Origin of the sequence: Clostridium gasigenes (genome assembly GCF_017348895.1) — a bacterium.
Lineage (GTDB): Bacteria > Bacillota > Clostridia > Clostridiales > Clostridiaceae > Clostridium > Clostridium gasigenes.
The window spans coordinates 267,589-281,571 of sequence record NZ_CP071376.1 but is presented as its reverse complement, the minus strand read 5'-3'; the positions used below and the strand labels follow the sequence as shown (position 1 = coordinate 281,571).

14 protein-coding genes are annotated in these 13,983 nt (G+C 28.8%); 10 read left to right on the top strand and 4 right to left on the bottom strand.

Annotation, left to right across the window (positions count from 1 at the left end; translation table 11 throughout):
- Nucleotides 1-21 precede the first annotated feature (21 nt).
- Genes J1C67_RS01335 through J1C67_RS01325 form a run of 3 tightly spaced genes read right to left on the bottom strand, consistent with a single transcriptional unit; the run spans nucleotide 22 to nucleotide 1,839 of the window.
- Entirely contained in the window at nucleotides 22-711 is a 690-nt protein-coding gene (locus J1C67_RS01335; RefSeq protein WP_167866163.1) for a BsaA family SipW-dependent biofilm matrix protein, read from the bottom strand.
- Complete coding sequence (locus J1C67_RS01330) at nucleotides 704-1,228, bottom strand: signal peptidase I (protein WP_167866164.1); 525 nt, start codon at nucleotides 1,226-1,228, stop codon at nucleotides 704-706. The genes J1C67_RS01335 and J1C67_RS01330 overlap by 8 nt, the downstream gene beginning before the upstream one ends.
- Nucleotides 1,229-1,233: 5 nt before the next feature.
- On the bottom strand, nucleotides 1,234-1,839 hold the full coding sequence (locus J1C67_RS01325) for a hypothetical protein (protein WP_167866165.1): 606 nt from the start codon (nucleotides 1,837-1,839) through the stop codon (nucleotides 1,234-1,236).
- A gap of 436 nt (nucleotides 1,840-2,275) precedes the next feature.
- Here J1C67_RS01325 and J1C67_RS01320 point away from each other — a divergent pair, with 436 nt between their 5' ends.
- From J1C67_RS01320 to J1C67_RS01300, 5 genes are all read left to right on the top strand, one after another.
- A complete protein-coding gene (locus J1C67_RS01320; protein WP_167866166.1) occupies nucleotides 2,276-3,586 on the top strand; it encodes a DUF2812 domain-containing protein in 1,311 nt (436 codons plus the stop codon).
- 18 nt (nucleotides 3,587-3,604) lie between these two features.
- Nucleotides 3,605-3,928: a PadR family transcriptional regulator gene (locus J1C67_RS01315; RefSeq protein ID WP_167866167.1), complete on the top strand. Its 324-nt coding sequence runs from the start codon at nucleotides 3,605-3,607 to the stop codon at nucleotides 3,926-3,928.
- A gap of 501 nt (nucleotides 3,929-4,429) precedes the next feature.
- A complete protein-coding gene (locus J1C67_RS01310; protein ID WP_167866168.1) occupies nucleotides 4,430-5,590 on the top strand; it encodes an ABC transporter permease in 1,161 nt (386 codons plus the stop codon).
- A 9-nt stretch (nucleotides 5,591-5,599) separates the two neighbouring features.
- Nucleotides 5,600-6,298, top strand: coding sequence for an ABC transporter ATP-binding protein (locus J1C67_RS01305; RefSeq protein ID WP_167866169.1), 699 nt, complete (start codon nucleotides 5,600-5,602; stop codon nucleotides 6,296-6,298).
- Between the two features lie 66 nt (nucleotides 6,299-6,364).
- Entirely contained in the window at nucleotides 6,365-7,075 is a 711-nt protein-coding gene (locus J1C67_RS01300; protein WP_167866170.1) for a carbonic anhydrase, read from the top strand.
- 109 nt (nucleotides 7,076-7,184) lie between these two features.
- Here J1C67_RS01300 and J1C67_RS01295 read toward each other — a convergent pair whose 3' ends face one another.
- Nucleotides 7,185-7,346, bottom strand: coding sequence for a hypothetical protein (locus tag J1C67_RS01295; protein ID WP_167866171.1), 162 nt, complete (start codon nucleotides 7,344-7,346; stop codon nucleotides 7,185-7,187).
- 186 nt (nucleotides 7,347-7,532) lie between these two features.
- Between J1C67_RS01295 and J1C67_RS01290 the strand changes: the two genes are divergently transcribed.
- The 5 genes from J1C67_RS01290 (at nucleotide 7,533) to J1C67_RS01270 (ending at nucleotide 13,937) form a co-directional block, all read left to right on the top strand.
- On the top strand, nucleotides 7,533-8,897 hold the full coding sequence (locus tag J1C67_RS01290; RefSeq protein WP_167866172.1) for an FAD-binding oxidoreductase: 1,365 nt from the start codon (nucleotides 7,533-7,535) through the stop codon (nucleotides 8,895-8,897).
- Between the two features lie 51 nt (nucleotides 8,898-8,948).
- Complete coding sequence (gene gltS, locus J1C67_RS01285; protein WP_167866173.1) at nucleotides 8,949-10,145, top strand: sodium/glutamate symporter; 1,197 nt, start codon at nucleotides 8,949-8,951, stop codon at nucleotides 10,143-10,145.
- A 188-nt stretch (nucleotides 10,146-10,333) separates the two neighbouring features.
- Nucleotides 10,334-10,510: a hypothetical protein gene (locus J1C67_RS01280; protein ID WP_167866174.1), complete on the top strand. Its 177-nt coding sequence runs from the start codon at nucleotides 10,334-10,336 to the stop codon at nucleotides 10,508-10,510.
- A gap of 263 nt (nucleotides 10,511-10,773) precedes the next feature.
- Nucleotides 10,774-12,381 carry an alpha-glucoside-specific PTS transporter subunit IIBC gene (locus J1C67_RS01275; protein ID WP_167866175.1) on the top strand — a complete coding sequence of 536 codons (1,608 nt, stop codon included), beginning with the start codon at nucleotides 10,774-10,776 and terminating at the stop codon, nucleotides 12,379-12,381.
- A 227-nt stretch (nucleotides 12,382-12,608) separates the two neighbouring features.
- Nucleotides 12,609-13,937, top strand: coding sequence for a 6-phospho-alpha-glucosidase (locus tag J1C67_RS01270; protein WP_167866176.1), 1,329 nt, complete (start codon nucleotides 12,609-12,611; stop codon nucleotides 13,935-13,937).
- Nucleotides 13,938-13,983 lie beyond the last annotated feature (46 nt).

The window sequence follows — 13,983 nt, the reverse complement described above, 5'->3', positions numbered from 1 at the left end:
GCTGTCACTCCTATTATTTTATTAGTTGCTGCCGTTTGGCTCCGCTACATCTGTTGGTGCAAAGGCTACTTTAGCTTCTTCAGAACCTAAATATGTCTTTATATTATCAGAAGCCCAGTCCTTATAAGCTCCATTTGAAGCTTGAATTGCTTCTGCTGTAACAACTACATCAAACTTTAAATTCTTATATTCATTTCCAGCTAATGGACTAAGCTTTACTGAGTCTAATAATGTATTGGTATAGCTTCCTGTAGCAACCTTTCCAATGTAATAATATTTGCCGTCAGTACTATCTAGAACCCAAGTTCCTTGTGTACCATCAGTAGAAATGTTTTTAGTCTTTAACTCTACTAACTTATTATCTAATGTATATTCAGTTCCACCTACAGTTACTTTAGTAACTTCCTTTCCATCCTTATCTTTCCAAACTATTTTAAAGTCAACTCTTATAAATTCATCGTAGCTGGATGTATTTTTAGCTTGAACATCTTTATTAATCTCTGTTCCGGGGGTTATGGTTTTAGCATCTTCAAGTTTAAATTCTTCTTGAACCTTTACTCCGGAATTTGGATTGTTTGAATCGTCAGTTGTCCCAGTACTAAATGGATTTGTTACAGAGTCGCTTGCAGTAAACCATGCAAAAGTCCCCCCTATAATAGATACTGTTAGTGCACCTGTAATTAATATTGCTGCTATTTTTTTCTTATTCATTTTTTGCCCTCCCAAATTTTAATTTATATTTAATTACATAAACCACTAAAATTAATAAACTTATTATTAGGATTGATGTAAACAAATTACTTTTTATAGACTCTATTAGTAATCCAACATAAGGAATACTAAATTCAACTTTGCCAACTATTTGATTTTCTGTAACTAATTTTGGGTCCTCTACTTTATTGTTATCACCCTTAGTTACATAGGTGACTTCATGAGCTTCGTTAATTTTAATTATTCTATGAGTGGTATTACTACTTTCGCTTGTAGGCTTAAATGTAATTATATCTCCAATCTTTACATCAGCTTTTTTTATGGCTATTATTGTTCCTTTATTCAAGGTTGGGCTCATACTTTCTGATAAAACAGTATAAAATTTATATCCTAATATAGAGGTTTCTTTTCCTTTTTTATTATTTACTATTGAAAAAATTAGCATAAGGCTAAAAGTTATAATGAAACTATAAAAAAGTATGTTTATTAAAACATTAAAAATTTTATTCTTTTTCATTTATACTACCTAATACACAAATTATTTAAAATAGATTTTATAGTAGGATTATTTATATTTGCCCATGTCTTTGCATAGGCATCCTTTGACGCTTGAACACATTCTGATTTCACATCAATAGTAAGATTATTTCCTCTATACATCTCAGCGATATTTTCATCCGCTATATTAAGTTCAACTCCAGATAATAGCGGAAGTGTACTATCACCAGTTTTTATAATGGAATTATAGTAATAATAGCCATCATCTCCATAAATCCAACCTGTATCTGTATTCAAATTCTCAAATTTAAGCTTAACTATGTTGCTACTTGCATTTAATGCTACTGGGTTTCCACTTTTATCTTCCCATTTTGGTGTAATATTCACTCTAAGTAATACATCTGTATTACTTAAGTTTTTTATAGCCACTTCCTTTTCCTTAAATAATCCTGACCAATTATCTTCAGTAGTAAATTTCTCTTCAACTTCAATATTAACGTCAGAAACAACAAAATTATTAGTTGCTGTATCCTTTGAATTAAAACCAAAGCTTTCTGCTTGTGTATAAACTGTTGATGTAATTACAAGAACAATTACTGTGCTAATTATTAATATTTTTTTAAATCGCATAGTCAACTCCTTTCATAAAACAAAAAAGATTAGTATTTTTTTATTACATAGAATTAAAAAATATTGATTCGTAGTTTTTAGAATCTATATATACTATTAATTTACAAAAAAAATGTTACAAAAAATTTTAAGTATAAAAATAGCTAGTATAAATAGTCAGATTCTGGTCTGTTTTGAGATGTGATCCAGGACCATAGCCTTTATATAGCTCACTATGCTAAGGCTGTAAATCTTTGTGTAGCACAAAATATCCTCAGAATATTTGACTTGTTATTTTCCTTCAGCTTTCTTACTATGATGGAATTCCAAGTGTTTATGTTAAATTATAGGAATGAAAATATTGACAATATGGATTGTCGATATTATAATTTAATTAAGAATATCGATACTCGATATTAGTGGGAAATAGGAAATATTTTTTTGGGGGGAGAGATTTATGATAATAAGAAATACTAAATGGGTTTTATTTAATTTTTTACCATATGAATATAAGGCTTTAGAAAAATATTTAGAGGATATGGCTTTAAAGGGATGGAAATTACAGAATATAAGAGGACTAATATTAAAATTAAAAAGAATAGATCCTAAAAGAATAAAATATTCAGTAGATATAATGGATAAGGTATCATTTTTTGATGGAAGAAATAGTGATAGAGCATTAGAATATAGAGAATATTGCAGTGTTTCAGGTTGGGATTTTGTTTGCGAAAGAGAAAAAATACAAATTTATTGTAGTGAAAATGAAATAGAAAGTATACCTATTCATACTGAGGAAGAGGAGAAGTTTAATTGTATATGTAAAGCATCTTTAAAATATGTTCTTTTAAATTTATTTACTATTACAATACTTTTATTTGGTCAATATATGGCAACTATAGGTAGTTTTAATGCGAATTTCTTAGCAAACAATTTGCAATTATTTACATTGATGCTGTATGGCATGTTTGTCATACATGAGAGTATAGGATTTATTAACTTTATTATTTGGATAGTTAAAGGACGAAGAAGTTTAAAAAGAGAAGAAGCTGTATCTTATAATTATTTAAAAGCTATAAAAATTAAAAGGATTATATATAAATTAATGGTGCTCCCGGTTTTATTACTAATAGTATCTATGACAATGATGGGAGAAGTGTTTGTATTTAAAATTCTTGTATTAAATTTATTAATAATAGGTGCAATAGCAACAGTGATGAATTTTGTAAGTGAAACTAAATATAAATATAAGAAAAAGAGAATAATTAATATTATAAGTTATGTTGTTATTATTATACTTAGCGTTGTAATAATGAACGGATTAATTTTTAGTGAAATTTTTTCGGGGAATAGAGAAAATGAAATAAAAAAAGATAATTATATTTTAACTCTAAGGGATTTTAATGATGAAGCTGTAGATGAAGAAGCTTTATATATAAATGAGAATAATGGGATTTTAGCATCAACATTACATTACAGTAATAAAGGAAAAAATGAACATTTATCTTATGAATTATTCCAAAGTAAATATGAATGGGCAGTAAAGTATGATTTTAATAAGATAATGAGTTGGATGAAAGAAATTAATGTGAAATATATCGAGAAAGAAACTAATTTGCCAGATAGTATAAAAGTATATATGAATGAACATGGGCATATTTATCTTATGGTTTCAGCCAATAAGCTCATTGAAATTAGTGGCTGGGATAAGAACTTAAGTGAAGATGAATTATTTAATAAGGTATATGAAAAAGTATTTATGGATAATTAATATTGGAGGTGACAGTAAATGGCAAGGGAGCAATTTCAAAACTTAACGGAGCCAATGTATTATATACTAATGTCATTGCTAAAGGAAAATTGTGGTGTAGATATTATGGCTAGTGTGGATGAAATTTCCAATGGTCGTGTAAGGGTAGGGCCTGGAACCTTATATGCTTTGCTTGGTAAGTTTGAAAAAGAAAATATGATAAAAGAAACAGAAGTTCAAGGTAGAAAAAGAAGTTATATAATAACAGAAAAAGGAAAAGTAATATTGCTAGAAGAATATAGAAGATTAATTTCCATGGCAAGTGATGGGGAAAATATATTAGGGGAGAATCATTATGAGTAAGGTATATCAAAATATTTTTAGTGAAGGATAATAAAATATAAATATAGAAGCTACTAAATATCTGTTTATATTTTTGTTATTAATTTCATAGCATTATAATTTGTATATTGGATAAAATAAAAAGGAAATATTATGGTCGAATTTTTATTTTAGGAGGTATTAATGCTATGAGCGAAAAACAGGATTCTTCTTGCGGAAGTCAACAAGAAAAGGAGAAAAAAGTTAATAATTCTCCAGCTAAACATACAAAAAAGACACATAAAAAAGATTAAAGAACTAAAATTGTATAATAGGTTAATGAAGAGGAGTTATTTTTTTGTAACTCCTTTTCGTTATATTTAAAAGTTTATTTTATATATTGACTAATACCTGGAAAGAGAATATTATAAAAATATAATAATTATAAAAATATAACAATAATCACAAATATCTAATAATTATCATTAATTATTAGAGCTGATAAATGTATAATATAATTTAAAATTAATAAGGAGGACAAAAATGAAATTATCATTTAAGATAGCATATAGATTTTTGAAAAATAATAAAGGACAAACCCTTTTAATAGCTTTAGCCATAGGACTGGGGATAAGTATTCAAATATTTTTAGGATTATTAATCCAAAATCTACAAAATGATTTGGTTAAAAACACTATAGGGGGAACTTCTCATATTACAATAAAAAGTGAGGATAATACATTAATTGAAAATGGGAGTGAGTTAAAAAAGAATGTAGCTGAAACTGATAGCAGAATAGTTACAGCCATAGAGACATTGGATCAACCTGGGTTAATTTCAAAGGATGATAAAAGTCTTGCGGTTATACTTAGGGGGTTTAATCTAAATGCGGGAGAAAAAATCTATAAGTTTAATGACAAGTTAATAAGCGGAAACTTACCATCAAATGTTAATGAAATAATAATTGGAAAGTTATTAGCACAGCAATTAGAAATAGAAAGTGGTGATGAAGTAAATCTTTTAACACCTAAAAAGGATGTTATAAATGTAAAAGTTACAGGGATAATTGACTTAAAGGTGGAAGCTTTGAATAAAAGCTATGTTGTCACAGATTTAAATACAATAAGAAGCATTTATGGATTAGGAAATGATACTATTACTTCTGTTGAAACACAAGTTGGAAATTCAAATATTTTTGATGTAGAGGAAATTTCAAATAAAATTGAGGCTACAGTTGGTGAAAAATATATTACTCCAAATTGGATCGAAGTAAATGAAAGTTTGTTAACTGGTTTAAAGGGACAATCAGCATCAAGCTATACAATTCAAGTATTTGTAGTTTTATCTGTAATTGTTGCAATAGCTAGTATATTAGCTATTACAGTAATGCAAAAAACAAAACAAATTGGTATATTAAAAGCTATGGGAATTACAGATAAGCAAGCATCTAGAATTTTCATTATTCAAGGAGGATTGCTTGGAATTATTGGAGCTATATTTGGAGCGGTTATTGGGATAGGTTTATTTAAAACCTTCACAGTATTTGTTAAAAATAGTGATGGAAGTTCATTAATATCAGGAAGCATAAATATTAATTTTGTAATATTATCTTTAGTTATTGCAATTGTGGCGTGTATTATATCTTCAATAATACCGGCAAGAAAATCATTGAAATTAAATCCAGTTGAAGCAATAAAGTTATAGGAGGATATTATGATTATTAAGTTAGAGAATGTTAAAAAAATATATGGTGAAACAATTAAAAATACAGTTCTTAAAGGTATAAACCTTGAAATAGAAAAAGGTACATTTAATGCAATTATTGGGCAAAGTGGAAGTGGTAAAAGTACACTGTTAAATATAATGGGTACATTAGATAAGGAAAGTGAAGGCAAAGTTTATATTAATGGTGTTAGTACAAAATCACTTTCCAAAAATGATATTTCAGCATTAAGAAATAAGGAAATAGGATTTATATTTCAATTTCATCATTTGCTACCTGAGTTTAATGCTATAGAAAATATTATGATGCCAGCACTTATTGAGGGTGTTAAGGATGTAAAGACAATTAGTAAAAGGGCAGAATTTCTTTTGGATAAAGTTGGATTATTAAAATTAAAAAACAATATGGCATTGAACCTGTCAGGTGGACAACAACAAAGGGTTGCTATAGCGAGGGCTCTTATGAATAGTCCAGAAATAATATTAGCCGATGAGCCAACGGGAAATTTAGATTCGGATACAACCATGGAAATATATAATCTTTTGAGAGAAATAAATAAAGAATTTGGGACAACTTTTATAATTATTACACATGATAATAGAATTGCAAGCTTAGCTGATAGAATTATTGAAATAGAGAATGGTGAGATTTCAAAGGACTCAGTTAATGAATATAGTAATCTACGTTGAATAGTATTTGAAATAGCTTGTATATGTCCTCTTTTTTAGTTAAAATTGTAATTTGGAGGTGGTTATATGAGTGGTAATAAAAAAAATATTTTTTTATTGACTTTATTAACAACATTATTAATAAGCATAGTTTTGATTTCTTGTAGTTCACAAAAGGGAAAACAGTTAAACGTCTCTCCAAAGGGAACAGAAGTTAATGCAGATGAGGCTCTTAACCTTTTAAAAGATGGAAATAAGCGGTTTGTAGATGGAAAAGAAAAAAATACTGATTTAACAGAAGAGACAAAAAGTGATTTATTTGAAGATGGGCAATATCCTTATGCTGTAATTATAAGTTGCTCAGATTCAAGAGTACCACCAGAACTATTATTTAATGAGGGATTTGGAAATATATTTGTTATAAGAAATGCAGGGAATGTAGTGGATCAAATTTCACTAGGAAGTATAGAATATGGTGTTGAGCATTTAGGTGCACCATTAATTATGGTTCTTGGTCATGAAAAATGTGGCGCAGTGAAAGCCACTATTGATGGTGGAGATTTTAGTGAAAACATTGGAGCTATTGCAAAAGAAATAACACCTGCCTATAATAGTGCTAAGATAAATATTAAAGATAATAAATTAATATACAGTAATACTGAAGATGAAAATATTAAGCAAAGTATTAATGAAATTAAGAATAGTGAAGTGATAAAACATTTATTAGAGGAAAATAAAGTGAAAGTAGTTGGGGCAAAGTATTCATTAGAAACAGGTAAGGTAATAGTTTCTGAATAATGCTTCTAAAAGAAGTAGCCAGTTTAAAACTGGCTACTTTTTAGGTGGAGTAACTATTACTCCGAGTTAATCTTTTGGACATATTATAATTGAAGTAAAGACTAGTTGTTTAAAGAATTTTAGTGCTTTTGTGTCCACAATGATCACACTTATAATTAACTTTTACATCTTTAAGAGTATCATATGTATAGTCATATTGTTTCATTATTTCATCACATATAGGACATATTAATTCCTTAGATTTATTTTTTGTATCATTATTTGATTTCATTTATAGTATCTCCTTTAGTATAATGTATTTAATATATATTATAATCTATTAAACATTTGTATGCTTGTAAATATAAAGTAGAAGGAAATATTAATTATATTGTTGCATTAGTATATAATTAATACTAAAATCTAATAAGTAAATTAGATTATTATAAATATAAACAATTAAAAGAAGGTGAAACAAATGATAAAATTTAATTACGATGCGTTAACAGGTGAAGTAGTTACAAGAGATGATTTTAGTTATGAAGAGAGCAGGAAAGCCTGGAATAGAGCTATTGAACAATATCCATTGGTAATTGTATATTGTCAGAGTGAAAAGGATGTTTGCACTGCAATATCTTGGGCTAGAGTGAATTTATTACCTATTAGAATAAGGTCGGGTTGTCATAACTATGAAGGTTACTCAACTGGCAATGATGTAGTAGTTATTGATGTTAGCAGAATGAGTGATATTTATATAGATGAGGAAAAAAATATAGTTAAAATACAAGGTGGAGTTAGGAATAGAGAATTATATGAGGCTCTAGGAGAACATGGTTATGTATTTCCAGGGGGTGGATGTCCAACTGTTGGAGTTCCTGGATTTGTATTAGGCGGTGGTTGGGGATATTCAAGTAGGCTTTTAGGGCTAGGTTGTGATATATTAATAGAAGTTAAAATTATAGATTATGAAGGTAACATAATAATTGCAAATGAAAATTATAATGAAGATTTATTTTGGGCTTGTAGAGGTGGTGGCGGAGGTAATTTTGGAATAGTTACTGAAATGACATTTAACCTTCCTAAAAAAATTAAAATGGCAACACTTATAAATATAGATTATCCACATATAGAACTTGAGGAAAGCATTAATATATTCAAAATGTTTCAGACTGAATTTAAAAATTTAGATAGAAGAGTTAATTTAAAAATGGCTATATATAATTCGCAAGATAAAGGGACTGGAATTAAGTTTACAGGATTATTTTATGGTAATGAAGAAGAAGCTAATAATATCTTAAAACCATTTAAAAATATTATTAGTAAGGTGGATGTTAAACTAGAATATATTACGGTGTTAGAGGCTAATAGAAGTATTCAAGATAGCCATCCAGATTATGAAAAATATAAATCTACAGGAAGATTTGTAGATAAGGATTATACTATAAGTGAAATTGAGAATCTTATAAAATTAGTAAAGAATAGACCAGAGGGAGCAGTATATGTATCAATTTCATTATATGGTTTAGGTGGAGCAATTCAAGATAAGGATAAATATAGTACAGCATTTTATTATAGAGGCTCAAAATTTATTATGGGGCTACAGTCTGTTTGGGAGAAGTCACAATATGCACAAGTAAATAGAGAATGGGTTAAAGAGGCCTTTAATTATATAAAGATAGTTACTAAAGGGTCATTTATTAACTTTCCTTTTGCAGAACTACAGGGTTATGAAAAAGAATATTATGGTGAAAATATAAAAAAATTAAGAGAAGTAAAAGGAAAATATGATCCTTGTGATGTGTTTAATTTTCCACAAGGAATAAAATGTTTTCCTGAAAAATAAAAACATATTAATAAATAACGTAAAATAACAAAAGATAAGAGGAGAAAAATTATGGAATTAAAATTTGATATATTTGAAACAATGGCATTAGCCACTGTCGTGTTCTATTTAGGGAAGTATTTAAAGAAAAAGGTAAAAGCATTATCGAAATATTGTATACCAGCTGCTGTTATAGGGGGAATTATATTTGCGCTATTAATGCTTATTTTAAAGATAACTAATATTGCTACTATAAGTTTAGATATAACATTACAAAACATTTTTATGACTGCATTTTTTACTAGCATTGGTTATACGGCTAGTCTTAAAATATTAAAGAAGGGTGGCATAAAGGTTGTCATTTTCTTATTTCTATCAATATTACTAGTAATATTCCAGGATGTTTTAGGTGCTTCTTTAGCATTATTATTCAATTTAGATCCATTATTAGGACTTTGCACAGCTTCTATTCCTATGGTGGGTGGTCATGGAACTGCAGGCTCATTTGGACCACTTCTAGAAAAAATGGGAATTGCAGGTGCGACTACTGTATCCTTTGCGTCAGCAACATTTGGGCTAGTTATGGGTAGTTTTATAGGTGGGTTTGTTGCAAAAAACTTAATAGAACGAAATAATATTAAAACTCCTAAAGAGTCACATGATAAATCAATTCCTGTAAGTGATTTTCATGAGGATGATAAAGCTATTCTATGTCACAAAAAGCTTATGAATGGAGCATCTTGGATTTTCCTTGCAATGGGAATAGGATCAATAATATCTAATTTCATTCAAGATTTAGGGTTAACTTTCCCATCATATATTGGAGCAATGATTGCAGCTGCTATTATTAGAAATATTTGTGATATGAGAAAAGTTAGACTTGAAGAAAAAGAAATTGAAGCAATTGGAGGTATTAGCCTTTCATTCTTCTTATCTATGGCATTAATGGGATTGAAGTTATGGGAACTATTTGATTTAGCACTTCCTATGATTGTTATGCTTATGGGGCAAACAGTTCTTATGGGACTATTCTCTTATTTTATAATTTTCCGTGTAATGGGAAAAAATTATGACGCTGCAGTTTTTGCATCAGCTAGTTGTGGATTTGGTATGGGAGCTACACCTAATGCAGTGGCAAATATGGATGCGTTAACTAGTAAATATGGGTTTGCTCCAACTCCATATTTTGTAGTACCTATTGTAGGATGTTTATTTATTGATTTTGCAAACTCAGCAATTATTACTTTGTTTATAAATATACTTCATTAGGTATTTGAAGATGCCTAAATTAATAATGCTTTGATTTAATATAATTAAAATAGTTGATATTTAAATAAGTTTAAGTGATAATAGAGAAATATTATAATAAGGCACTTTCAAGAAAATAGACTAGTATAATGGATTATTATTTTGAAAAAGATGTCTAAGATTAAATTTATAAAAGTAGGTGAATATATATGGAAGAAGAATATGTAGCAATAATTAATAAATTCAAGTTTGAAAACGATGAATTTAATAGCATACATGTAAGTGATGAAGATGGTAAATTAATAGATATAATTGATATTGAATTTACTTATAAGGAAGAGATGTTTAAGACTTTATGTAATGAATGGATAAAAGAAAACGAGTAAAATTTATAGTTAAATTAAAAAGTCCAGAGAGGTTAAAACTCTTTGGACTTTTTAGCGATTATTTAAAGAAATAAAAATCGTTACTTAATGTTGTGAAAATTCACAATAAAAGATATAAAGTCCTATAGATGGTAAAAATAACTTAATCACTGCAATCTATTGATAACGTTTAATAATCTTGGTAATATAATTTTAACAAAACGTTTTGGTATTAAAATAAGTTAGAAAGCAAACGAAAATAATTTGTAAGGAGAAGAGAATATATGATGCAGAAAATTCAGCGCTTTGGTGGCGCAATGTTTACTCCAGTATTGTTATTTGCATTTTCAGGAATAATGGTTGGATTTTCAATTTTATTTAAGAATCCTGAAATAATGGGTTCCTTAGCAAGAGAGAGCGGATTATGGTATCAGATATGGAATATCATAGAACAAGGCGCATGGACAGTATTTAAGCAATTACCTCTTTTGTTTGTAATAGGATTACCTATTGGATTAGCTAAAAAGCAACAAGCAAGAGCTTGTATGGAATCATTAGTAATATATTTAACTTTTAATTATTTTTTAGGCGCTATACTTTCAACTTGGGGGCCAGCATTTGGAGTCAATTTTGCAGCAGAAGTTGGTGGTGCTAGTGGATTAACAACTATAGCAGGTATTAAAACTTTAGATACAGGTATGATAGGAGCAATATTAATATCGGGTATTGTAGTTTGGATGCATGATAAGTTCTTTGATGTAGAGTTGCCAGAATTTTTAGGGACATTTAGAGGATCAGCGTTCATTGCAATGATCGGGTTCTTTGCAATGATTCCATTAGCAGTGGTAATGGCATTTATATGGCCAAAGGTACAAGGCGTTATAGCAGCATTACAAGGAATATTAGTAGGATCTGGAGTCATTGGAGTTTGGGTATATACTTTCTTAGAAAGAATACTTATCCCAACAGGTTTACATCATTTTATATATACACCATTTATATTTGATTCAGTAGTTGTTGAAGGTGGAATAAATTCTTATTGGGCATTGCATTTATCACAATTCTCATCATCAACTGAACCGTTAAAAACATTATTCCCAGAAGGTGGATTTGCCCTTCATGGAATGTCAAAGGTATTTGGATCTTTAGGAATAGCAGCAGCATTTTATGTTACAGCTAAACCAAATAAAAAGAAAATTGTATTAGGTTTATTGATCCCCGCAACATTAACAGCAGTAGTTGCAGGAATTACAGAACCACTTGAATTTACATTCTTATTTATTGCGCCAGTATTATTTTTAGTACATGCATTATTAGCAGCAACTTTATCATCAATAGCATTTTCTTTTGGAGTAGTTGGTAATTTTGGTGGTGGATTAATTGATTGGATAGCATTAAATTGGATTCCGTTATTTAGTAATCACACTACGACATATATAACACAAATAATTATAGGGCTTATATTTACAGGAATTTATTTTGTAGTATTTAGATACTTAATATTAAAGTTTAAGTTTAAGACACCAGGTAGAGAAGATGAAGACGAAGAAACAAAACTTTATAGCAAGTCAGATTATAAGTTAAAGAAAATAGAAAAATCTTTAACTGAAGATAAAATTGTTGATACAGAAAAAAAATTATTAAGCAAAGCAGAAATGATTATAAAAGCACTAGGTGGAAAAGAAAATATTTCACAACTTAATAATTGTGCAACTAGACTGCGTATATCTGTAGTTGATGAAAATTTAGTGCAAGATATTTCTGTATTTAAAAAAGCAGGAGCACATGGCTTAGTTAAGAAAGGAAAAGCAGTTCAAGTAATTATTGGACTATCAGTTGTAAAAGTTGCAGAAGAAGTTGAACTATTAATGGGTAATAATTTAAGCATCTAAAAGAAATAGTAGAATTGTAGTTATATTTATAATTGGGATTATTAGATTGAAGATGACTTAACTAATAGCTGTGAATATTCACAAAAAAAGTGAGTAAGAACAACAAGAGAGCTTATTCCCTAAACAAGCCTAATGTATTGATTGATAAGATCATACTTGATAATATTAAGTTGTAGAAAGAATTATTAATAAAAACAAAATAAAAAGATATAGAGGAGAGAAAAATTATGAAGAAGTTTTCAATTTTAATAGCAGGTGGAGGAAGTACTTTTACACCAGGGATAGTGTTAATGCTTTTAGATAATTTATATAAATTCCCAATTAGAAAGATTAAATTTTATGACAATGATAAAGAAAGACAAGATGTAATTGCAAAAGCATGTGAAATATTATTAAAGGAAAAAGCACCGGAAATAGAGTTTTTAGCAACAGTGGATCCAGAAGAAGCATTTACAGATGTGGATTTTGTAATGGCACATATAAGAGTTGGTAAATATGCAATGAGAGAATTAGATGAAAAAATTCCACTAAAGCATGGAGTAGTAGGTCAAGAAACTTGCGGTCCTGGAGGAATTGCTTATGGAATGAGATCAATTGGTGGAATATTAGAGATTGCAGGATATATGGAAAAATATTCACCGGATGCATGGATGTTAAACTATTCAAATCCAGCTGCTATAGTTGCAGAAGCTACAAGAAAGTTAATTCCAAATACTAAAATATTAAATATATGTGATATGCCAATAGGAATAGAAGGGCATATGGCACAAATAGCTGGTTTAGAATCAAGAAAAGATATGATAGTTAAGTATTATGGACTTAATCACTTCGGTTGGTGGTCAAGCATTACAGATAAAGCAGGAAATGATTTAATGCCAAAAATTAAAGCACATGTTAAAAAATATGGATATGATACTAAAGTTGAAGATGAAAACCAACATACAGATCCAACTTGGAGTGATACATTTAGAAAAGCTAGGGATATATATGAAATAGATCCTACAACATTACCAAACACATATTTAAAATATTATTTATTCCCTGATTATGTAGTTGAGCATTCAGATAAAAACTATACAAGGGCAAATGAAGTTATGGATGGTAGAGAAAAACATGTTTTCGGAGAATGTAGAAAAATCTATAAAGCCGGAAAATCAGAAGGATCAACATTAGAAATAGATGAACATGCATCATATATAGTAGATCTTGCAAGAGCAATATCATATAATACTCAAGAAAGAATGTTGTTAATAGTAGAAAATAATGGAGCAATAGAAAATTTTGATAAGACTGCAATGGTTGAAATACCATGCTTAGTAGGAAGTAATGGACCAACAGCATTAACAATAGGTACAATTCCTGAATTCCAAAAGGGCTTAATGGGACAACAAGTTTCAGTTGAAAAATTAGTTGTAGAAGCATGGGCAGAGAAATCGTATCAAAAATTATGGCAAGCAATTTCATTATCAAAAACAGTACCAAGTGTAAAAGTTGCTAAAGAAATTCTTGATGATTTAATAAAGGAAAACACAGAATACTGGCCAGAATTAAAATAAAAAATAGTTAATACAATTAAGAAGAGGATGTTGCAAAATTATTTTA

What these genes read in the sequence shown, in the direction of transcription:
- J1C67_RS01320 (WP_167866166.1), top strand. Translation starts at nt 2,276, where the DNA reads ATGATAATAAGAAATACTAAATGGGTTTTATTTAATTTTTTACCATAT.
- J1C67_RS01335 (WP_167866163.1), bottom strand. Translation starts at nt 711, where the DNA reads ATGAATAAGAAAAAAATAGCAGCAATATTAATTACAGGTGCACTAACA.
- J1C67_RS01300 (WP_167866170.1), top strand. Translation starts at nt 6,365, where the DNA reads ATGAGTGGTAATAAAAAAAATATTTTTTTATTGACTTTATTAACAACA.
- J1C67_RS01325 (WP_167866165.1), bottom strand. Translation starts at nt 1,839, where the DNA reads ATGCGATTTAAAAAAATATTAATAATTAGCACAGTAATTGTTCTTGTA.
- J1C67_RS01295 (WP_167866171.1), bottom strand. Translation starts at nt 7,346, where the DNA reads ATGAAATCAAATAATGATACAAAAAATAAATCTAAGGAATTAATATGT.
- J1C67_RS01315 (WP_167866167.1), top strand. Translation starts at nt 3,605, where the DNA reads ATGGCAAGGGAGCAATTTCAAAACTTAACGGAGCCAATGTATTATATA.
- J1C67_RS01290 (WP_167866172.1), top strand. Translation starts at nt 7,533, where the DNA reads ATGATAAAATTTAATTACGATGCGTTAACAGGTGAAGTAGTTACAAGA.
- J1C67_RS01280 (WP_167866174.1), top strand. Translation starts at nt 10,334, where the DNA reads ATGGAAGAAGAATATGTAGCAATAATTAATAAATTCAAGTTTGAAAAC.
- J1C67_RS01275 (WP_167866175.1), top strand. Translation starts at nt 10,774, where the DNA reads ATGATGCAGAAAATTCAGCGCTTTGGTGGCGCAATGTTTACTCCAGTA.
- J1C67_RS01310 (WP_167866168.1), top strand. Translation starts at nt 4,430, where the DNA reads ATGAAATTATCATTTAAGATAGCATATAGATTTTTGAAAAATAATAAA.
- gltS (WP_167866173.1), top strand. Translation starts at nt 8,949, where the DNA reads ATGGAATTAAAATTTGATATATTTGAAACAATGGCATTAGCCACTGTC.
- J1C67_RS01330 (WP_167866164.1), bottom strand. Translation starts at nt 1,228, where the DNA reads ATGAAAAAGAATAAAATTTTTAATGTTTTAATAAACATACTTTTTTAT.
- J1C67_RS01270 (WP_167866176.1), top strand. Translation starts at nt 12,609, where the DNA reads ATGAAGAAGTTTTCAATTTTAATAGCAGGTGGAGGAAGTACTTTTACA.
- J1C67_RS01305 (WP_167866169.1), top strand. Translation starts at nt 5,600, where the DNA reads ATGATTATTAAGTTAGAGAATGTTAAAAAAATATATGGTGAAACAATT.